Annotated in this window: 22 protein-coding genes; 13 read left to right on the top strand and 9 right to left on the bottom strand. The window is 69.6% G+C overall.

Annotated features, from left to right (window positions below; all coding sequences use genetic code 11):
• The coding region (locus tag OXN85_04590; GenBank protein ID MCY3599235.1) for a hypothetical protein at positions 1-275 on the top strand (275 nt) is incomplete at its 5' end.
• A gap of 133 nt (positions 276-408) precedes the next feature.
• Positions 409-2,001 (top strand): BCCT family transporter, encoded by a 1,593-nt coding sequence (locus OXN85_04585; protein MCY3599234.1) that lies wholly within the window; start codon positions 409-411, stop codon positions 1,999-2,001.
• Positions 2,002-2,026: 25 nt separating this feature from the next.
• Here the strand turns inward: OXN85_04585 and OXN85_04580 are convergent, their stop codons facing one another.
• The gene (locus OXN85_04580) at positions 2,027-2,422 is read right to left on the bottom strand and encodes a type II toxin-antitoxin system VapC family toxin (protein ID MCY3599233.1); all 396 of its coding nucleotides are present in this window, start codon (positions 2,420-2,422) and stop codon (positions 2,027-2,029) included.
• The gene (locus tag OXN85_04575; protein ID MCY3599232.1) at positions 2,419-2,787 is read right to left on the bottom strand and encodes a hypothetical protein; all 369 of its coding nucleotides are present in this window, start codon (positions 2,785-2,787) and stop codon (positions 2,419-2,421) included. Before OXN85_04575 ends, OXN85_04580 begins: the two co-directional genes overlap by 4 nt.
• Positions 2,788-3,011: 224 nt before the next feature.
• On the opposite strand from OXN85_04575, the gene OXN85_04570 reads away from it, so the two are divergent.
• Positions 3,012-3,878, top strand: a complete 867-nt coding sequence (locus OXN85_04570) for a metallophosphoesterase (protein MCY3599231.1) — start codon at positions 3,012-3,014, stop codon at positions 3,876-3,878.
• 30 nt (positions 3,879-3,908) lie between these two features.
• Here the strand turns inward: OXN85_04570 and OXN85_04565 are convergent, their stop codons facing one another.
• Both OXN85_04565 and OXN85_04560 read right to left on the bottom strand, forming a co-directional pair.
• Positions 3,909-4,328, bottom strand: coding sequence for a HEPN domain-containing protein (locus OXN85_04565; GenBank protein MCY3599230.1), 420 nt, complete (start codon positions 4,326-4,328; stop codon positions 3,909-3,911).
• Complete coding sequence (locus tag OXN85_04560; GenBank protein MCY3599229.1) at positions 4,328-4,903, bottom strand: toxin-antitoxin system HicB family antitoxin; 576 nt, start codon at positions 4,901-4,903, stop codon at positions 4,328-4,330. Before OXN85_04560 ends, OXN85_04565 begins: the two co-directional genes overlap by 1 nt.
• 57 nt (positions 4,904-4,960) lie before the next feature.
• On the opposite strand from OXN85_04560, the gene OXN85_04555 reads away from it, so the two are divergent.
• Positions 4,961-5,083 (top strand): hypothetical protein, encoded by a 123-nt coding sequence (locus OXN85_04555; GenBank protein ID MCY3599228.1) that lies wholly within the window; start codon positions 4,961-4,963, stop codon positions 5,081-5,083.
• On the opposite strand, the gene OXN85_04550 is transcribed toward OXN85_04555, so the two are convergent.
• From OXN85_04550 to OXN85_04540, 3 genes are all read right to left on the bottom strand, one after another.
• On the bottom strand, positions 5,080-6,654 hold the full coding sequence (locus OXN85_04550; protein ID MCY3599227.1) for a M14 family zinc carboxypeptidase: 1,575 nt from the start codon (positions 6,652-6,654) through the stop codon (positions 5,080-5,082). The genes OXN85_04555 and OXN85_04550 overlap by 4 nt on opposite strands.
• A 37-nt stretch (positions 6,655-6,691) precedes the next feature.
• Positions 6,692-7,369, bottom strand: a complete 678-nt coding sequence (locus OXN85_04545; GenBank protein MCY3599226.1) for a dienelactone hydrolase family protein — start codon at positions 7,367-7,369, stop codon at positions 6,692-6,694.
• Between the two features lie 68 nt (positions 7,370-7,437).
• Entirely contained in the window at positions 7,438-8,703 is a 1,266-nt protein-coding gene (locus tag OXN85_04540; protein ID MCY3599225.1) for an MFS transporter, read from the bottom strand.
• A gap of 320 nt (positions 8,704-9,023) precedes the next feature.
• Here OXN85_04540 and OXN85_04535 point away from each other — a divergent pair, with 320 nt between their 5' ends.
• The 9 genes from OXN85_04535 (at position 9,024) to OXN85_04495 (ending at position 17,172) form a co-directional block, all read left to right on the top strand.
• Positions 9,024-9,818, top strand: coding sequence for an enoyl-CoA hydratase-related protein (locus OXN85_04535; GenBank protein ID MCY3599224.1), 795 nt, complete (start codon positions 9,024-9,026; stop codon positions 9,816-9,818).
• A gap of 64 nt (positions 9,819-9,882) precedes the next feature.
• Positions 9,883-11,103, top strand: a complete 1,221-nt coding sequence (locus OXN85_04530) for a thiolase family protein (GenBank protein ID MCY3599223.1) — start codon at positions 9,883-9,885, stop codon at positions 11,101-11,103.
• A gap of 16 nt (positions 11,104-11,119) precedes the next feature.
• Positions 11,120-11,956 carry an enoyl-CoA hydratase gene (locus tag OXN85_04525; GenBank protein ID MCY3599222.1) on the top strand — a complete coding sequence of 279 codons (837 nt, stop codon included), beginning with the start codon at positions 11,120-11,122 and terminating at the stop codon, positions 11,954-11,956.
• The gene (locus OXN85_04520) at positions 11,949-12,467 is read left to right on the top strand and encodes a GNAT family N-acetyltransferase (GenBank protein ID MCY3599221.1); all 519 of its coding nucleotides are present in this window, start codon (positions 11,949-11,951) and stop codon (positions 12,465-12,467) included. The genes OXN85_04525 and OXN85_04520 overlap by 8 nt, the downstream gene beginning before the upstream one ends.
• Positions 12,464-13,321, top strand: coding sequence for a 3-hydroxyacyl-CoA dehydrogenase family protein (locus OXN85_04515; GenBank protein ID MCY3599220.1), 858 nt, complete (start codon positions 12,464-12,466; stop codon positions 13,319-13,321). Before OXN85_04520 ends, OXN85_04515 begins: the two co-directional genes overlap by 4 nt.
• A 22-nt stretch (positions 13,322-13,343) precedes the next feature.
• On the top strand, positions 13,344-14,699 hold the full coding sequence (locus OXN85_04510) for an aspartate aminotransferase family protein (protein MCY3599219.1): 1,356 nt from the start codon (positions 13,344-13,346) through the stop codon (positions 14,697-14,699).
• Between the two features lie 31 nt (positions 14,700-14,730).
• Positions 14,731-15,636: an SDR family NAD(P)-dependent oxidoreductase gene (locus OXN85_04505; protein MCY3599218.1), complete on the top strand. Its 906-nt coding sequence runs from the start codon at positions 14,731-14,733 to the stop codon at positions 15,634-15,636.
• A gap of 201 nt (positions 15,637-15,837) precedes the next feature.
• Entirely contained in the window at positions 15,838-16,068 is a 231-nt protein-coding gene (locus OXN85_04500) for an acyl carrier protein (GenBank protein MCY3599217.1), read from the top strand.
• A gap of 174 nt (positions 16,069-16,242) precedes the next feature.
• Complete coding sequence (locus OXN85_04495) at positions 16,243-17,172, top strand: alpha/beta hydrolase (protein ID MCY3599216.1); 930 nt, start codon at positions 16,243-16,245, stop codon at positions 17,170-17,172.
• On the opposite strand, the gene OXN85_04490 is transcribed toward OXN85_04495, so the two are convergent.
• Together OXN85_04490 and OXN85_04485 are read right to left on the bottom strand one after the other, a co-directional pair.
• The gene (locus OXN85_04490) at positions 17,118-20,087 is read right to left on the bottom strand and encodes a beta-ketoacyl synthase N-terminal-like domain-containing protein (protein ID MCY3599215.1); all 2,970 of its coding nucleotides are present in this window, start codon (positions 20,085-20,087) and stop codon (positions 17,118-17,120) included. The two genes, OXN85_04495 and OXN85_04490, sit on opposite strands and share 55 nt — an antisense overlap.
• Positions 20,087-20,299 (bottom strand): hypothetical protein (locus OXN85_04485; protein ID MCY3599214.1); only part of this gene is annotated, 213 nt, incomplete at its 5' end. The genes OXN85_04485 and OXN85_04490, both read right to left, overlap by 1 nt.

Below are 20,299 nucleotides of genomic sequence, written 5' to 3'. Positions count from 1 at the left end.
TTCCTAAGTTCAACGATCACAGTCAGATCCGAACTGGATGGCACCCGTTGGTGCAGCGGTACATCCGGCTCTGCAACGAGGAACGGATCGAAATCGCCGGCATCGAATTCGTGCGCGACGCGTGGGGCCACCGTTACACCTACGACATCAACGGGACGACCAACTACAACCAGACGCTCGGCGCCCGGATCGGCGTCGACGGCATGGGCGAGGTCGCCCGCTACGTACGCCGAACGGCGGTGCCGGCCCGACGGCGCCGGCGCATCGCGTCCTGACCTGGGGCGTACTTCCGTCCACACGAGTACGTTCCCGCGGGAACGTCGGGGTGAGGCCTCCTCGGTGGACACGATGTTAGCGTAGAGGGGAGATCCTTCTGGAACGCGGCTTGAGCGAGGCGGCCATCGACGGATGAAGAGCGGGCGGCGCCGGCGAGCCACGGCGCAGGGCGGGCTGTGGAAGGGGCTGAATCCCGGGATGGCGGTGGCCGCCAAGGGCGTCGTGCTCGTCTTCGTCCTCGCCACGGTCTGGGACGTGGATGCCGCGGGGGCCGTGTTCGGCCGCGTCCGCGCCTGGATCGAGGGCACGCTCGACTGGTTCTACGTCCTGACCGTCTGCGCCACCCTGTTCACCTGCCTGTTCCTGGCGTGCAGCCGGTTCGGCAGGATCCGGCTCGGCGATGAGGATTCCTCGCCCGAGTTCAGCAGGTTCTCCTGGCTCGCCATGCTGTTCTCGGCAGGTATCGGGATCGGAGTGCTCTTCTTCTCCATCGCCGAACCGATCTTCTACTTCGACAACAGCCAAGCCGCCGGGTACCCCAACAACCCGATCGCGGACATGGCGGGCGCCGAGGCGCTGGACGAGCGGCGGGCCGCGCACGCCATGCGCGTCACCTATTTCCACTGGGGCGTCCACGGCTGGTCCGCGTATGTCCTGGTCGGGCTGTGCCTGGCCTACTTCGGATACCGCAAGAAGTTGCCGCTGACGCTGCGCTCCGCCCTGTACCCCCTCATCGGCGACCGGATCTACGGCCCGATCGGCGACCTGGTGGATCTGCTGGCGGTGTTCGGCGGAGTCTTCGGAATCGCGACCTCCCTCGGCCTCGGGGCGAGCCAGATGGCCGCCGGACTCAACGTGCTGACCGGCGTCGATCCGGGTCTCGTCACGCAGGTTGCGCTCATCGCCGTCATCTCGGGGGCGGCCACGTTGTCGGTCGTATCCGGCGTGAGGCGCGGGATCCGCCGCCTGTCGGAGTGGAACATCGGCCTGAGCGTTCTCCTTCTCGGGTCCTTCCTCTTCCTGGGCCCCTTCACGTGGATCGTCACCTTCGTCGCCACCTCCGCCGCCGAGTACCTGTGGCGCGCGGTGCCCATGGGATTCTGGATCGCCGATGGCCCGGGACAGGCCGCCTGGCAGAACGCCTGGACGATCTTCTACTGGGGCTGGTGGATCTCCTGGGCGCCCTTCGTCGGCACGTTCATCGCCCGCATCTCCCGCGGGCGCACCCTGCGCGAGTTCGTCCTGGGCGTGCTCATCGTCCCGACGGGCCTGGCGCTGGTGTGGTTCGGAGTCTTCGGCGGCAACGCCATCCACCTGGAACTCACCGCCCCGGGCGGCGCCGGCACGGCGGGGATCATGGAACTGGTCCGGGGCGGGAACTACGAAGCCGCGCTCTATGCGACGATCGACCGGATGAGCGACACCGGCTGGCTCGCCTGGGCCATGTCCGCCATGGCCACCGTCCTCGTGGCGACCTGGTTCGTCACTTCTTCGGACTCCGGCACCCTGGTCATCACCACCTTCCTGAGCATGGGCGACCCTCACCCGCCGCGGCGTTTCCGCATCGTTTGGGGGCTCGGCGTGGGCGCGGTGGCCGCCGTGCTGCTGCTCGCCGATGGCCTCCAGGCTCTGCAGACGGCCGCCATAGCCGCCGCCCTGCCCGTGAGCGTCGTGTTGCTGTTCATGATCGCCGGACTGCTCAGGTCTCTGGCGCGCGATCCGTAGCGAGCAGCGAAGGCCGCTCCGCCGGTCAGACGCCGGGCATCGCCTTGATGTCGGGACACGCGAGTAACGACGCGTCCGCCGTGACCAGGGTGCGATCGTGCACCATGGCGGTGGCCGCGATGAAGCGGTCGGCCGGATCACCCTGGCCGAGGCGGATGCTGCGGCTACCGAACGCGATGTCGAACGTCAGCGGGATTTCGGTCATGGGCCGTACGGTCAGGGCCGTACGGATCCAGCTCCAGGGATCCGGCTTGAGGAGCACGCGTCCCTTCTCGGCGAGCACCAATGCTTCCCAGACGCTCACGGGCGACAACGCCAGGGTGTTCGCCGGCTCGGTCAGTTCGCGGCGGGCCCGGCGGGAGAGCCGATCCGGATCCAGCAGGCTCCAGAGCCAGATGTGGGTATCGAGGAGCAGCTTCACCGCGTCCGACCGTCGCTCGGATCGGCGGCCTCCGAGCGAAGCGCGGTCCACTCGGAGGGATCCATCGCCGGAGAGAGGATGTCGCCGACGATCTCACCCACGTCGCTCATGGCGCCCAGCCACGCTCCGCCGCCGGTCCGGGGATCCGCCGCCTCGGGGGCGGTGTTCGGGACGTTCGGCGTCACCTCGTAACCGGCCGCCATCCGGGCACGCTCGCGCACGACGCCGAGCGTGGGCTTGGGGACCGCGTGGCGGGCGAGCAGGTGCCGCAGTTCGCCCTCCAGAGAGCGATGGTTGGCCTTCGCCTGCCTCTTGAGCGCGGCGATCACATCGTCGTCCACGTTCCGAATCGTAAGTGCTCCCACGTGTGCTCCTCCTGCGTCAACTCTCGATGACGGCGGAATGTAGGTAAATCGGCTTCATTATGACAGCACGCTTCTCGGCGCCGGAGAGGGAGCGTCCCGCGGGAACATCAGGTCCCGGTGAGCCTCACCTCTCCTGCTCCTCCTGTCCCCACACCGTCCCCCGGCGTACGATCCCGTCGATATGCGCGCAGATGCTCCCCCACCTTGTCGCCGACGGTGATCCGTTGCGTTTATGGGCCTTGTCCGACCTGCACGTCTCCCATGCGGAGAACCGGGAGGCGTTAGAGAATCTGCCCGCCTTTCCCGACGACTGGCTGATCCTGGCCGGCGACGTGACCCACGGCGCGCAGCGACTCGAATGGTGCCTTGCCCAACTGACGCCGAAGTTCCGGCAGGTCGTCTGGGTCCCCGGAAACCACGAACTCTGGACGATCCCGGATGCGCCTCCCGGGCTCCGCGGCGTCGCCCTCTACGAGCACCTCGTCGGGATCGCCCGCACCCACGGCGTTCTCACTCCGGAAGATCCCTACCCGGTGGTGGAACTGCGGGACGGGCCGGTGCTGATCGCGCCGCTGTTCCTGCTCTACGACTACAGCTTTCGACCCGGGCACGTCCGGCGCGACGAGGTGGTTCGGTGGGCTCGGGAAACCCGCGCGGTCTGCTCCGACGAAGTGATGCTGCATCCCGACCCGTGGCCGGATCGGGACTCCTGGTGCGCCGCCCGCTGCGAGGACGCTGCCGCCCGGCTCGCGTCGCATCCGGCCGACCTTCCGAAGCTCCTGGTCAATCACTATCCGCTCGAGGAACAACACGCCGTGCTGCCGCGGATTCCCCGCTTCACCCCGTGGTGCGGGACCCGCCGGACGCGGGGCTGGCACCGCCGGTTCAACGCGTGCGCGGTGGTGTACGGCCACCTTCACATCCGGGACACGCATTGGCTGGATGGCGTGCCCTTCCAGGAGGTCTCTCTGGGATATCCGAGGCAGTGGGACCGCCAGCGGGGGATCGCCGCCTACCTGCGGGAAGTCACCCTGGCGCACTCCCCTTCCCGACGTCGTCAGCGGAACGTGCGGCGCAGCGGGAACTCGTAGATGTCGTCGCCGAACCACTTCCTGGTGGTGCTACCGGTGGCTTCCCATTACGTGCGGATACACAGCCTCGACGGCGCGGCGAGCGGCGGCGCGGGCGGCCTCCGCGTCGGTTCTCGAATAGAAGCCGGTCGGCGTGAGATCCTCCGCTCCGTAGAACGCAAGTTCGCGGTCCCGGCGGAGGTGGCGGGACGCGGCCGCCAGTGCCTCGGCCTCGCCGATCAGGTCCTCGGGTAACCTGTCCTTCTCCGCGAGCAGGACGCCGGACACATCGTGCACGCGGGGCGGGTCGACGCCGCACCAGCGCAGCAGCCCCTTGAGCGCCAGTTCCAGAATCTCCTGCGATTCCCGAACCACATCCGGCCAGCCCTCCCCCTCGAACAACACGTCCAGGGCCTTGAGCCGAAGTTTCGCGCGCCGGAGATAGTCCTCGGCAAGCTCTACGTTGCGCATCAACCGGCCCGAACCCAGTACGGCTGCCCGTGAAGGAGGCGGCGCGAGATCCGGCCCGCCGATATCATGCGCCGGACATCCGCGAGCCGTTCCGACACCGACCAACCCCGTTCGTGCAGGACGAGTCCGTCGGTCGCCACCTCCGCCCACGTGCCGGAAGGCACGGCTCCCTTGGGCGGCAGGTGGACAAAGTGTGGCTCGACCTCGTGGCCGCGCCAGTAGAGCGCCGGCTCGCGGTCCCACCGCCCGTACAGCTCCCGCGTGATCGGGAGACGTTCCTCGACGATCAGCAGGACATCGAAGTCGGAGGCCGCCCCGCTCTCGCCGCGCACCCAGGAGCCGAACGCGACGACGCCGACCAGCGATTCCCCAAGCAGCCGGGCCGCGCGTTCGATCAACCCCGAAGCCTCGGGATCCGGCGCGGCGCCCGGCGACGCCAGCTTGCGGGCGCAGTACTCGTTGAGCGACAGAGACGCGTCCCGCGCGGCCGTCCGCAGCGCACCGTGGAGGCCGGGGTCGATGCGCAGGACGAAGCGGCCCGAAGGGTCGGACTTCCCTGTAGTATCATATGACATATCCAGATGATATCATTTCTTTCGCGTCGCGTCGACCCTTGAGTGCGGCGGCAGCCCGTGGTAGGAGGCGCCGAGTCCTACGAGGCGCGCTGCCGCCGCTGCCACGACGTGCCCCAGCGGGATCGCAGCCAGACGGAGCTGTTGCTGCGGCGCGAAGCGGAGGGCTGGGAAGGCGTTTAGCCGGGGACGCGGAGGATGGGATAGACCTCGCCGGGGCGCAGCCGGTCCGCGAGGAAGCCCCAGTTCGCAAAGCCGTCGTCCGACTGCGGCTCCACCAGGCTGAACAGCAGGCGTCCGAGCGGCCGGTCCGTCCGCGCCAGCATGTCTCCCGGGGTCGGGGTGACCCGGGCCGCCTCGTAACGGCCGAACAGCGTCTGCTCGTTACGGCCCTGGAACGGCCGCTCGGCCGTCTGCACCGAGTCGATCCGGAACGCCTCCACCTCGAGGGGCGACGCCCGCGCCGGTTCGAGTCCGACTCCATGCGCGGCGAGCCGGGTCAGGACATCGCCCAGATCCGCAGGAATCAGATAGGCCTCCGGCACGCGCTCCAGCAACGTCGGTTCGAACGTGCCGTACTCGTACATCGTCTCGACGTACTGCGTGTCCGCGCGCAAGAGCAGCGGGCGCCCGGTGAGGGGGTGCACCTCCTCGACGGTGGCGCCCATGAGGATGTCGACCGGCGTGGCCGAGCGCTGGGGGACGGCGCGCAGCGCGAGCGAGTCGCCCGTCACCGCGGCGGCATCGGCATCGGCGACGATGCGCCGCACCTCCCCCGCGTGCTCATGGACGTATTCGAGGATCTCCTCCACGAAGTAGAGCGTCGCGAGCACGCGCTCCTCGAAACTCGCGTAGGAGTAGGCTTCGCTCAGGATCGCGATCCGGTTGCGGAGACCGATGTAGTTGTTGTTGAAGCGCGGCCGGTGGTCGAAGGTGTACCAGCCGGGCGCCTCCCCGCCGCGCGCGAACGCGTTCCCGTAGTAGTAGTACTCCCAGCCGTACTTCTCCCGGATCTCCCCGGTCACGTGGGGGAACAGCCCCTCCCTCAGGAAACCGTCGATCTCCGCCGGCGTGTTCGGGTGTAGCGGAGGCGAGTACGTGAGGTGGTAGGCGTGCTGCGTCCCGTTCGTCGTGTGCAGGTCGACGGCCACGTGCGGATCGTACGCGCCGAACAGCCGCGCCACCGACCGCGCCTCCGGCGAGTCGAGCTTCATGTGGTCGCGGTTCAGGTCGTAGCCCTGCGCGTTCGGCCGCTGGCCCATCCCTCCGACCGGCCCGTGCTGACGGCCGCGGTTCGTGAGAAGCACCCGTTCGTTGCCGTCCGCGTTGTAGATCGGCGCGATGAGGAGGACCATCGACTCCCGCCACTCGCGGTGACGCCCGGCGAGGAGGTCGCGCAGCAGCATCTGCAGCGCCTCCTTCCCGCACACCTCGCCGGCATGGATGTTGCCCTGGAGGTAGACGACCGTCTTTCCCGAAGCGCTGACGGACGCCGGACTCGGATCTTCCACGTCGCCCACCACGACCATGGGGATCGGCCGTCCCTCGTTCGTATAGCCGTAGGTCGTGTAGTGGACCGAGCCATCGCGCGCCGCGGCCCGCTCCAGGAAGTCCACGACATCGGCGTACGAACTCGTCTCCCGGTACTCCGTTCGCTCCGCGCGGGTGAGAAACGCTTCGCCCACCGGCGCCGGACCTCCGCAGGCCGCGACCGCCCCCGCAACCGCCACCCACCCAAGTACGCGCACGCGCATCCGAACCTCCTCCACTCAGAAACAGTGCCGTCGCCGGCTACTCCTCGGGACCGGGCCGGTTGGCCCATGCGGCCACGCTTGCGGCCACCTCGTCGGCCACTTCCTCGTTCGTGCGGGCGCTGCGCTTGAGGACGCGGAAGGAGTGGTCGGCGTCCTCGAGCCGGTGCAGCGTGGCGAGCGGGTCGAGCGCGGCGCACGTCTGTTCGATCAGATCCCAGCGGGCGAGGGCGTCGCGGGTCCCCTGCAGGAAGAGCATCGGCACCGTGACTCCGTTCAGGTGGGCCGCCCGCTCGGCGGCGCGCTCCGCACGGCCGGGCGCATGGAGCGGGAACCCGAAGAAGACGAGACCGCGCACGCCCGGCAGCGGTGTCTCGGCGGCGGCGGTCGAGGTCATGCGGCCGCCCATCGACTTGCCGCCCGCCAGCAACGGCAGCCCGTCGGCCAGGGCGGCGGCCTTCGCGACGGCGGCCCGCACCGTTTCGACGAGAACCGCCGGGCGGTCGGGGGGCCGGCGGCGGCCGGAGAGCGCCCGCGCCTCCATGTAGGGGAAGTGGTAGCGAAACGACGCGATCCCCCGCCCCGCCAGCCGCTGCGCCATGTCCGCCATGAACGGGTGCTCGATCCCCGCCCCGGCCCCGTGCGCGAAGGCGAGCATGGCGCGCGGCTCCGGCGGCCGGACGAGCAGCGCGGACACTTCGCTCACGCGCAGGGACACGAACTGGGCCTGCTCGGGAAAGCGATGCGTCTCTCCGACCTCGCCGGCCGCTCGGGGAACAGACCGGTTCACGGCGACTTGGTGTCCGGCTGGTCGCGCGGTTCGTGTGCGGCGACCGGGCCTGTCCAGCGGTCGGTGGGATCGAGTTCTTCTTCCATCTTGGGATCGCGCGGGGCCGGGATCCGGAGGGCCAGCCACAGGGCGACGGCGGATGCCGCGGCCCCGACGAGGAACGGGCTTTGGATCGAATACAACTCGAACAGGTGGCCCGCAGCCAGCGGCGCCAGCACGCGGCCCGTCCCCCCGGCCAACTGGCTTCCGCCGAACACGGACCCCTGCGAGTGCTCGTCCGTGTTCCGCGAAATCAGCGCGTGGAGCGCCGGAAAGATCAGCCCCGTGGCCGCCGCCCAGCTCGGCACGAGAAGCCAGAGTTGCCAGCGGTCGGCCAGGAAGGGGATGGCGCCAACGCCCAGGGCGAGCAGCGCGCACCCGGCGCGCACGGTGTTCGGTTCGCCGAACCGCTTCACGATCCGACCCACGAGCCCGCCGCGCACGATCACGGTGACGCCGCCCGCCAGCGTGAACACGAGGCCCATGTCCGCCGCCGTCATCGCGAACACGCGTTCGGTGTACAAGGCCAGAACCGACGTCATCGAGGTGAAGCAGGCGAGCGTCAGGAAATACACCGCGAGGAGCAACCACAGCGGAAACCGCGTCAGTGAGTCCAGCCACATGCCGACGGTCGCGGCCTCCCCCTTCGACGCGTCGGCCCGGCCGGAGCGGAAGTGCCGCGACTCCGGCAGCAGAACCATCGCAGCCATCAGGTTCAGCAGGCACAGCCCGCCGGCCACGTAGCCGGGCGCCCCGAGCCCGAAGCGGCTGAAGAACCCGCCGATCGCCGGTCCGAGCATGATCCCGAGGCCGGACGCGGCCCCGATGAAGCCGAGGCCCCGGGCCCGTTCCTCACCCTCCGTGGAGTCCGCGACGTATGCCTGCGCGATCCCGAGCGTCCCGCCGGCGGCGCCCGCCGTTGCACGCGATATGAGGAGGAGCCACAGGTTGTCCGCGAGCGCGAACAGGAGGTACGAGAGCGCCGACGCCAGCAGCCCGATGAGGAGGAGGCGGCGGCGTCCCACGCGGTCGGAGAACCTGCCCCATATCGGCGCCGACACGAGTTGCGTGATGGAGAACGAGGCAATGATGAGGGTGACCCAGCGCGGCGAAGCGCCCAGTTCCTCGGCGTAGAAGGGGAGGAGCGGGAGCACGATGCCGAAGCCCATCATGTCCACCATCACCGTCCCGAACAGGACGCCGAGCCCGGAGCGTCTCAGCATGCGGTTGCGGCGGTCATCCCGTGCTTCAAGCCGAATCTCCTCCCTGCTCGGACCATGCCCGGACCGGGTCGGCCGGGGGCGCGAGGCGCGGCGCGGGCGGCCGCATGAACGCTGTGCTCACGACACCCCGGACGATCCGCGCGTTGCGCTTCCGGCGGCCGAGACCGTGGCGCAAAACTCACTGTCCGTCGGGTGGGAGCGGGGATAGTTTGCCCCTCCACCGGACGCCGGGACAGCCCCGGGTCCCGGAACGCCCGTGGGAAGGCCTCCAGCAATCTTCAGACTTCATCTTCGGAACGGTTTCTCAGAGGAAGGGATTCATGGCTGACACGCTGATTCGATACGCGGCCGAGGACGGCGTCGCCGTTTTCACGATCGACGATCCGCCCGCGAACACATACACGTACGAGATGATGCGCGACCTGGACGACGCGATCCTGCGCGCGCGTTTCGACGAGAACGTCCACGTCATCGTCATCCGGGGCGAGGGAGACAGGTTCTTCTCCGCCGGGGCGAACATCAAGATGCTCCAGACCTCGGACCCCTACTTCAAGTACTTCTTCTGCCTGCACGCGAACGAGACGCTGAGCCGCCTCGAACACACGCCGAAGCTCGTGATCGGCGCCCTGAACGGGCACACGGTCGGGGGCGGACTCGAGATCGCGCTCGCCTGCGACATCCGGATCGCCCGCCGGGACGCGGGGAAGATCGGACTGCCGGAGGTCAACCTCGGCGTCCTCCCGGGGACGGGCGGGACGCAGCGGCTCGGCCGGCTGCTCGGGAAGCCGAAGGCCATCGAGCTGATGGCGGAGGGCCGCACGTTCGGGTTCGAGGAAGCGCTGGAACTGGGGCTCGTGAACAAGGTGTTCGAGGGAGATGACGAGGGGTTCCACGCACAGGTGATGGAGTACGCGCGGCAGTTCACGCCGCCCCACAAGGCGTCGCGCGCGGTGGGCCGCATCAAGCGGTCGGTGTGCAGCGGCGTCGAGGTGCCCTTCTCCGAGGGCCTCGCGATCGAGCGGGAACTGCAGCAGCTCCTCTTCCAGGGCGACGACGCGCGCGAGGGTCTCGCGGCCTACGTCGAGCGGCGGGCGCCCGAGTTCGCGGGCCGCTGAGTACCCCGGGAACGCCGAGCGCGCCGCGGAAACGGGTGGAACCCGGGGGGCCGGAGGAGGCCAGGTGAGCGGCGCGGATCGCACCCCGGTCATCATCGACGCCGTCCGTACGCCGGTGGGGCGCGCGGGCGGCGCGCTGTCGTCCATCCGGGCCGACGACCTCCTGGCGCACGCGATCCGCGCCCTCGTGGCGCGGACCGGCGTCCCGGCCGACCGCGTCGAGGACGTGATCGCCGGGTGCACGAACCAGGCCGGCGAGGACAACCGCAACGTGGCGCGGATGGCCGGGCTCCTGGCCGGACTCCCCGTCGAGGTCGCGGGCCAGACCGTGAACCGGCTCTGCGGGTCCGGGCTGCAGGCGGTCGTCACCGCCGCGCACGCGATCCGGGCCGGCGAGGGCGACGTGTTCATCGCGGGCGGCGTCGAGAGCATGTCCCGGGCGCCGTGGGTCATGCTGAAGACGGACCGGGCCTTCTCGCGCGTGCCGCCGAAGCTCGCCGACACCACGGTCGGGTGGCGCTTCGCCAACCCGGCCATGCCCGAGCCGTGGACGATCCCGCTTGCCGAGACCGCGGAGGTCGTGGCGGAGGATCACGGCGTCGGGCGCGGGGAACAGGACGCCTTCGCGGTGGAGAGCCAGCGCCGCGCCGCCGCCGCGATCGAGGCGGACCGGTTCGCGGACGAGATCGTGCCCGTCAACGTCCCGCAGCGAAAGGGTGCCCCGGTTCGCGTGGGAGGCGATGAGCACCCGCGCCCCGGCACAACCCCGGAGCAGCTCGCCCGCCTGCGCGCCGCCTTCCGGGTGGACGGCACCGTGACGGCCGGGAACGCGTCCGGGATCAACGACGGGGCGGCCGCCGTCCTCGTCGCGAGCCGGGCCGCCGCGGACGGACTCGGCCTCGAACCCCTGGCGACCGTCGGGGCTTCGGCGGTCGCCGGCGTGGAGCCGCAGCGGATGGGCATCGGACCCGTGCCGGCCACCCGCAAGGCCTTGCAAAGATCTGGACTTACGGTCGATGACCTCGACCTGATTGAACTCAACGAGGCGTTCGCCGCGCAGGCCCTGCCCTGCATCGCCGAGCTTGGCCTCGATCCGGCGCGGGTGAATGTGAACGGGGGCGCGATTGCGCTCGGCCATCCCCTCGGGTGTACGGGCGCCAAGATCCTCACGACGCTCGTCCACGAGATGCGGCGGCGGGACGCATCCCACGGGCTCGTCACGATGTGTATCGGGGTCGGCCAGGGGATCGCGCTCCTCGTGCACCGCGAAGCGGAGACGGCATGAAGCGGGGAGGCCCGGCATGAGCGAGGCACACGTCTTGATGGAGATCGAGGACGGCGTGGGGACGCTCACGCTGAACCGGCCGGACAAGCTCAACGCCTTCATCGGGGAGATGCGGGGCCAGATCGCGGGCGGGATCGAGACGCTCGGCGCGGACGATGGAGTGCGCGCGGTCATCATCACCGGAACCGGACGCGCGTTCTGCGCCGGCGCCGACGTCAAGTACCTCACCCGCCTCATCGAAACGCGGGCCATCGACGAGGCCGTTTCCCTCGTCGAGGCGGGTCGGCGGGTCGCGGCGGCCATCCGCGGGATGCCCAAGCCCGTGATCGCCGCGGTGAACGGGCCGGCGGCGGGGGGCGGCGCGAACCTCGCCCTCGCCTGCGACCTGCGGCTCGCCTCCGAGACGGCGTCGATCGGCCAGACCTTCAACCGCATCGGCCTCCACCCGGACTGGGGCGGGACCTACGCCGTGCCCCGCCTCGTGGGTCCGGCACGCACCGCGGAACTCTTCTTCTTCGCGGAGATGGTTCCGGCCGCCGAGTGCGAGCGGATCGGGCTCGTGAACCGCGTGGTCCCCGCGGACGAACTCATGCCGCTGGCCCGCGAGTGGGCGCGCACGCTGGCGCGGAAGCCGGCGCTGCCCCTGCGGCTCGCGAAGGAAGCGGTGCAGCGCTCCCTCTCGTCCAGCTTCGACGAGATGATGGACTACGAGACGGCGGCGCAGAAGGCCTGCTTCGAGTCCGCGGACGCGCTTGAGGGCGTCCGGGCCTTCGTGGAGAAGCGGCCGCCCCGGTTCGGAAGCGGCGGCGAGGAGGAACGCCCGGAAGCGACGGAGGGGGGTGCGCGTGCCTGAGACCGTCACGGTGCGGCCGGCCCGGGTCGGCGACATCGACGAACTCGTCGCGATGTGGACCCGCTACATGCGGATTCATGCCCTCAATCCCGCCTACCGGCGGCTCCGGACGGACGCGATCGAGACGCGCGCGGGCATGTTTCGCCGTCACATCGAAGAGGCCACGAGCGTCGTCTTCGTGCTGGAGGCGGAAGACGGCGGCCTCGACGGCATGCTCGTCTGCTTCGTGGAGGAGAACGAACCCCTGTTCGACCCGCCCCGCTACGTGCGCATCCAGACGCCGTTCGTGAGGCGGGAGGAGCGGCGCAAGGGGAACCTGCGGCGCCTGCTGCGCGCCGCCTTCGAGTGGGCGGCGGACTGGGACATCCACGAGGTGCGCCTCTTCACCGGAGCGGACAACCTGATCGCGAACGCGCTCGCCGACGACCTCGGCTTCGAGGCGGTCGAGGTCGTGCGCCGCTACTCGCTCCGCCCCGAACCGGAAATGAACCCGGAGGACTGGCTCGAATGACGGCGCGTCCGGCGCTGGCCGTGCTCGGGGCCGGCACGATGGGACACGGGATCGCCCAGGTCGCGGCGATGTCCGGCTACGACACCCGGCTCTTCGACGTGATGCCCGAGGCGCTGGATACGGCGCGCGGGCGCATCGAGGCCAACCTCCGCAAGGGGATCCAGCGCGGGAAGGTCACGGCCGAAGCGCGCGACCGGGCACTCGACGGGTTGTCATACAGCCGGTACCTGGGTGAAGCCGCCGATGGGGTCGGGATCGCAATCGAAGCCGTGCCCGAGAAGCTCGATCTCAAGCAGAAGGTCCTCGCGCGCTGCGGGGAGGCGGCCGCCGACGACGCGTTGCTCGCCACCAACACCTCGTCCCTTTCCATCACCGCCCTCGCGGAGGGACTCCCGTCGCCCGACCGCGTCATCGGGATGCACTTCTTCAACCCCGTCCACATCATGGCGCTCGTCGAGATCGTGCGCGGGGCGGAGACGTCCGATGAAACCGTGGGGAGGGCGCGCGAGGTCGCCGAACGCCTCGGGAAGACGCCGATCGTCATCGCCGACTCGCCCGGGTTCGCCTCCTCGCGGCTCGGGCTGGCGCTCGGGCTGGAGGCGATCCGCATGGTGGAGGAAGGCGTGGCGAGCCCCGAGGACATCGACACCGCGATGATGCTCGGCTACCGGCACCCGATGGGACCGCTGAAACTGGGAGACCTCGTCGGACTCGACGTCCGGCTGGACATCGCCCGCTACCTGCACGAGGCGCTGGGGTCGCCGGTGTTCGAACCCCCCGCCCTGCTCGAGCGCATGGTGGCGGCGGGCCGCCTCGGCCGGAAGAGCGGACGCGGCTTCTACCGCTGGGACTGACGCCCGGAATCAGGAGACACTCGTGAGCAACGTACAGACCGCCCCGCAGACATCCTCGGCGCACGCCGCCGATCCCGCGCACGCGGCGACATCCCGCACGCGGAAGCTGACCGCGGCGCAGAGCGACTACCTCTATCCCTGGGTCCGTCCCTACTACGGCGAGCCTCTCGCGCTCTCGCGGGGCGAGGGCGTCTGGCTCACCGACGTGGACGGCGATGAGTACCTGGACCTGTTCGCGGGCATCCTCACGACATCGGTCGGCCACTGTAACCCGGCGGTCGTCGAGGCGGCGCGCGCTCAGATGGAGCGGCTGGGGCACACGTCGGCCCTTTACGTGACGGAAGGCCAGATCGAGGCCGCGCGCGCGCTGGCGGAGATCGCGCCGGGCGCCCTCCGGACGAGCTGTTTCACAAACAGCGGCACGGAGGCGGTGGAGTCGGCGGTCGCGACGGCGCGCCTCTACACGGGGCGGCACGAGATCGTCGCGCTGCGGCTCTCCTATTCGGGGCGGAGCACGCTCACGAGCCACATGACCGCGCAGGGCGCCTGGCGCCTGCCCGGCGGGGGCGTCGACGGGATCGTCCACGCCCGCTCGCCGTACCTCTACCGCTCGCTGGTCGGCGCGGGTCCCGAGGCGACGGACTTCTTCATCGACGACCTCGTGGAAGTCATCGAGACGACGACCGGCGGGAAGCCGGCCGCCTTCTTCGCCGAGACGATCCAGGGCGTGGCGGGCGTCATCGTGCCGCCGCCGGACTACTTCCGGCGGGCGGCGGAGGTGATCCGAAGCTACGGCGGCCTCTTCATCATCGACGAGGTGCAGGCGGGGTTCGGGCGGACCGCGGACCGCTGGTTCGGGATCGAACACTGGGGCGTCGAGCCGGACATCATGGTGATGGCCAAGGGGATCGCGAACGGATTCCCCGTCGGGGCGACCGTCACGCGGCCCGAGATCGCCGAAGCCTGGCAGGGGCCATCGATCTCCACGTACGGGGGCAACTCGATCTCCATGGCGGCGATGCGCGCCACGCTGGGCGTGATGAAGAGCGAGAACGTGCCGGCCCGCGCCGCCGAGCGGGGCGCGCAGCTTCGCGCCGGACTCGAAGAGTTGAAGCGCACGCACGACTGGATCGGCGAGGTGCGCGGCATGGGGCTGATGCAGGGCATCGAGATGGTCGCGGACCGCGACGGGAGGGCGCCGGACGGCGAGCGGGCCGGGGCGCTGCTCGAGGCGGCCCGCGAGGAGCGCCTGCTCATCGGGCGCGGCGGGCTGATCGGGCACGTGATCCGGATCGGGCCCTCGCTCCTCATTTCCGAGGACGAGATGGCGGAGGGCGTCCGCCGCCTCGCGGCCGCCTGCCGGCGGATCGACGGCTGACCCGGCGGACCGCGCGCGAGGGCACCCGGACTTGAGTCGGCTCGCCGGGCGCGTGGCGATTGTGACGGGCGCCGGCCGCGGCATCGGCCGGGCGCACGCGCTCGCCCTGGCGGCCGGCGGGGCGAGCGTCGTCGTCAACGACCTCGGCACGGGCGTCGGCGGCGACGGCGCCGATGGCGGGCCGGCCGAATCCGTCTGCGCCGAGATCCGGGCCGGCGGCGGCCGCGCCGTGGCCAGCCGCCACGACGTCTCCGACTGGACCGCCGCCCACCACCTCATCGCCCTCGCGGTCGAATCGTTCGGCGGACTCGACATCCTCGTGAACAACGCCGGCATCCTCCGCGACCGGGCCCTGTTCAACATGTCCGAAGACGAGTGGGACGCGGTCGTCGCCGTCCACCTCAAGGGCCACGCCGCCCCCAGCCGCCACGCGCTCGCCTGGTGGCGCGCGGAGGCCAAGGCCGGCCGCCCCCGCGCCGCCTCCGTTATCCACACCACGTCTTCCTCCGGGCTGTGCGGCAACTTCGGGCAGGCGAACTACGGGGCCGCGAAGATGGGCATCATCGGCCTCTCGAAAGTGCTCTCGATCGAGGGAGCCCCGTACGGCGTCCGCTCGAACGTGATCTCGCCGTCGGCGCGGACGCGCATGGTGGCGGGCATGACGGGCGCCGATCAGCTGGGCGAGCCGGACGAGACCGGATACGACCCGTTCGGGCCCGAGCACGTCGCCGTCGTCGCCGCGTGGCTCGCGGAGGCCGACTGCCCCGCCCGCGACCAGATCTTCCATGTCTCCGGGCGGCGAGTCCGCGTCCTGGAAGTCCCCCGCATCGCCTTCGAGGCCCGCTCCGACCGCGACCTGACGCCCTCCGCGCTCGACGAGGCTCTGAAAGACAAGCTCGCCACGCCGCTCGACGCCTTCGACCTGATTCTCGGCTGAAGCCGGCCTGCGAGAGACGACCAGCTACCGGTTGGCGGGACAGCAAAGGCACGCGAGTTTGCCCCCCCAAAAAAAGGGGGTATCGCAAGACTCGAGTGTGCGATATTGTGGCCGCCGATGTTTGTATCGTTCGCCAAGCTTCCCTGTCTACGCTGCGCGGAAGTTACGTTTGCGACCTTTCCAACCCCAAGGACGCTCGCCATGACAGCAACCGAAGCCCGCATTCAAGAACTCGCTCGCCAGCACCTCGACATCGGAAGAGATCTGGATCTCGATGCCGGTCTGCTCTCCTCCGACATCTCGTCCCTCGACGCGGTGGACTTCGTGAAGAAGGTCGGGGGGGCGTTCGGCGTTGAGATTCCCCCCGAGGAGGTTGCCAACTGGAAGAACTTGCGGGACTTGGCCGCGTTTCTCGATTCCAGCAACGGTTGAGCCCCGCCGGGGAGGTGCCTGCCTCGATCCTTGGGTCGGTTCAGCAGGCACCTCCCCGGACCATTGCCGGCGTTGAGTCGTCTCTGCCGGCAACCAGCAATCCGATCATGGAGGCACGGGTCAAGGCGACGGGCGTCGGCTTGAGGCACAGGTGGGAGCGGAAGCGCTAGCGCGTTGGCTGTCTGGCAACTACCCGAACCGCTTGCCGTGGATGAGGTGCGGCTCGACGAGGAGACGGTCACGGCGGTGCGACGGCACGGCCGGCCGGACTCCCCGCTTCGCCTTGTCTTGAGTCATGGCAACGGCCTTGCCATCGACGCCTATTATCCGTTCTGGTCCCTCCTGGCGGACGAATTCGATCTGATCGTCTACGACATCAGAAACCATGGTTGGAATGCCGTCGGTAAGCGGAGGGATCACAACATCCCGACGATGGTCTACGACCATGACGTTCTCGCCGAGGCCATCGCCGAGCGTTTTGGAGACAAACCGACAGTAGGCGTCTTTCATTCGCTTTCGACGATCGTGGCCCTGCTCTCGCTCTCCGGCCCCTACTCAGGTCTGGTTCTGTTCGATCCGCCTTTCTGCAAGCCGGCGGCGAGCGACGCGGAGTTCGACGAGGCCGCAGACCGCGCGACGGCACTGACTCGGCGCCGGTCGCGCTACTTCCGGTCCGAGGAGGAGTTCTCGGACCTTCTCCGGTACTCCCCGGTGTATGCCCGGGTGTTGCCGGGGGTGCGGGAACTCATGGCAAGGACGACCCTTACAGCGGCAGCGGATCGAGAGGGTCTCGAGCTCCGTTGTCCACGCGAGTTCGAAGCGCAAGTCTCGGAGTACGTGAGGAGCTTTGCCCCACTGTTGGACCTGAGCATGCTGTATTGTCCTACGAAGGTGATTGGGGCCGATCCGACTCTGCCGTATGCATACTTGCCCAGCTTTGACCTGAAGCACATCCAGAACGTGGATTACGATTTCATCGTCGACTCCACCCACCTTCTGCAACTGGAGAAGCCGGCGGACTGCGTCGAGATGCTCCGTCTATTTCTTCGTCAGAGCGGGCTGCCGGGAGGCTCCACCCAATGGCGCTCAGGCTCGAAGGGATAGCCGGGCAGCGAGATCCGGCGCCGTTCCTCGCCCGCGAATAGGCCGGCGAAGGAGACCGGCAGCCCAGCCTCGTAGGCGGCGGCGGTGGCCTTGAGGAAACCGTCGCAGGGGTCGTTCCCTACGGCATCGCCGGACGGCCACCGCAGGCTCGCCAGTACGAGCGGAGTGCTGCGGCTTCCTTCGTTCCCGGCGGTTTGGGCGTCGGAGGCCGGCCAGGCGTCGACGATCGCCGGAGCCAAGGACTGTCCCGGGCCGATTTCCAGCACCACTTCGACTCCTCTGTCCGCCAGAGTCGGCGCACAGGCTCGCGGTGCGGGTGGGGGGCCATCGCGCTGGAGCCAGAAGGAGGTGGCGAGCGCCTCGTCCGTCCCCAACGGGCGGCCGTCGGCGCCGCGGATTACCGCGAGGGACGGGTGTTCCAGGAGCACCTCTCTGGCGAACCGCACCGCGGCCTCCGCAGGTGACCTGGCCGCCGCCGACTCGCCCGCGGCCGCCGTCAGGCGGAGGCCGTCCTCCAGGCTGAAGATTCGGGCGGCCCGGCCCGCCGCGAACTCACCGGCGTCGAACCCTGCGACGACACTCGGTCGGATCCCGATGCTCGACCAGAGGGCGGTCAGTCCGCATTCGAGCGCATAGACGGCCGGATAGGCCCAAGCCGGATCGTCGAGATCGCCCGCGTCCACTCGGCCGAACATGATTTCCACGAGCGATTCGCCGCGTTGCTCCCGAAGCACTTCGTCGCACCGATCCAGAACCGCGCGGACCACCGGCTCGGTCCGGTAGAGCGCCGCTCCCATGCCGGTCCACCGGCCGTCCCCGCCAGGGTAGACGAAGGCGACATTCGTCGCTTCCAGCGGCTTCGGCCTGCCGTTCGCCTCGGAGAGCGCCCGGAGGCTTTCGACGAGCGATTCCCCGTTTCGGAACACGACCGCAGCGCGGTATGGGAAGTGACTCCGGCCGGTGCCGGCGGTCCATGCCATGTCGGACAGGAGCGGACCCGCCGCGCGGTCGTCGGGCTCGAGGGCGCCGTTGTGTCCGTTGACCCAGCCAAGAAAGCGTCCGGCGAGCGAACGCAAGGCGCTCTCGGACTTTGCGGAGAGCGGCAGGATTCGGGTCTGGCGCGGGTCACGCTCTTCGCCGCCCCCCGGGGACTCGGCGCCCGGCCGGGGCGCGGACACGGCCACGGGTGTCGGTGCTCCCCAGGGTCCGAGTTCTTCACGGGGCCCGGAACCGCCGCCGGGCGCAGAGTAACCCTCCACGACGACGTGCACGTTCGTCCCGGAGAACCCGAACGCGCTGACTCCGGCGCGGGCCGGCCGCCCGTTGGCCGGCGGCCACTGCGTTCGTTCGGACGTCACCCGCACGGGTAGCCGGTCCCAGTCCATCCCCGGGTTCGGCGTCTCGAAGTGCAAGTGCTTCGGAATGACTCCACCACGCATGGCGAGAACGACCTTGATGAGTCCCGCGATGCCCGCGGCCGATTCGAGGTGACCCATGTTCGTCTTCGCGGTCCCGACCAGCAGTGGGCGATCGGCGTCCCGCTCGCGGCCGTAGATCGTGGCGGCCGCCTGCAGTTCGATGGAATCGCCGATCTCCGATCCGGCGCCGTGGGCCTCCAGGTAGTCGATATCCGCGGGGTCTATGCCGGCGCGGGACAGCGCCTCCTCCATGACCTGTTCCTGCGCGGGGCCGCTCGGCATCGTCATTCCGGCGGCGGTGCCGCTGTGGTTCACCGCCGATCCCCTGATGACGGCCCAGATTCGGTCGCCGGCGGCTTCCGCTTCGCTCAGCCTCTTGAGGAGGACGACGCCGCATCCCTCGCCGCGAACGTAGCCCTGCGCCGAAGCGTCGAACGTCGCGCAGCGTCCACTCGACGCCAGGAGGCCGTGCTCGAGCAGGAGCCTGCTGAAGTTGGGGGAGAAGATCGCGTTGACTCCCCCGGCCAACGCCAGATCCACCTCGCCACGCTCCAGCGCCGTGGCCGCGGCGTGGACGGCTGCGAGCGACGCGGCGCACTGCAGCACGAAGGGCATGGCGGGGCCCATGAGTCCGAGCGTGAAGGCGACTCGTCCCACGGTTGTACTGGACATCGTGCCGACGGACCCGCCGTCCGAACCGCTTGCGATCATCAGATCCCGGTACTCGCTCGCGTTCAGCCCGGCAAAAACGCCCGTGCGGCTTCCCCTGAGATCTTCGGGATCGATCCCGGCATCCTCCAGGGCCTGCCAGCTCGTCTCCAGCAGCATTCGTTGCTGGGGGTCCATGGTCTCCGCGGCGATTGGCCGGATGCCGAAGAACCGGGCGTCGAACAGCTCGAGGCCGTTGACATAGCCGCCCCAGCGATAGGCCGGGTGTTCAGCGGCGGGATCGCCGACGCGGTCGAGCCAGTAGTCGACCCCGGTGCGACCCTCCGTGACCAGATCGGCGCCCGCCAGGAGCTGATCCCAGTAGGTCGACACGTCCGGGGCGCCCGGGAATCGGCAGGCCATGCCGACGATGGCGATACCCTGCTGCTCCGTCTCGGTCGTCGGACGGGGTCGTGCGACGGGTTTCTCAGGCGCGCGGGACGGCGCTCCGGTGAGGGCCTCGAACTCGCTGGCCAGGTGGCCGGCGAGTTCCGTGGTGTTGGGGTAGTCGAAGACGATCGTGTTGGATGTTGTGAATTCGTCTGCGAAGCCGCGGTTCAGCCGGTTACGCAACTCCACCGCCATCAGCGAGTCCATGCCCAGGTCGAAGAAGCCGACCGTCGCCGACGGCGGCGACGGGAGGTGGAGCACGGACTGCAGCTCCTGTTGGATGAAGGCCTCCAGCAGATTTCGTTTCTCTTCTGACGGAGCCTCCCGTAGCTGTGCCATCAGGCCGCTGGAGGCGGCCGGCTCGTCGGTCTGTCGTCGCCGAATCTTCCTCGTAGCCATTAGCTCTTCGAAGAACGGGGGCGGTGTCCCGAACTCCTCGCGACGATGGACCAGTCGGTCGCGGTGACCATTGGCGCGGTCACATCCTGTCTGATCAGCCGATCGAGTGCCTCGATGCCCTGTCCGGGAGTGATCCACTCCGCGGCGGTGTGGTCGAAACGCCTCCTGATTCGCTCTCTCTGCTCTTCCGCTTCCCCGATGCCCGACCAGGC

Source organism: Candidatus Palauibacter australiensis (assembly GCA_026705295.1).
Classification (GTDB): Bacteria; Gemmatimonadota; Gemmatimonadetes; order Palauibacterales; family Palauibacteraceae; genus Palauibacter; species Palauibacter australiensis.
The sequence above is the reverse complement of the archived record's forward strand: the minus strand, read 5'-3'. Positions and strand labels throughout refer to the sequence as shown.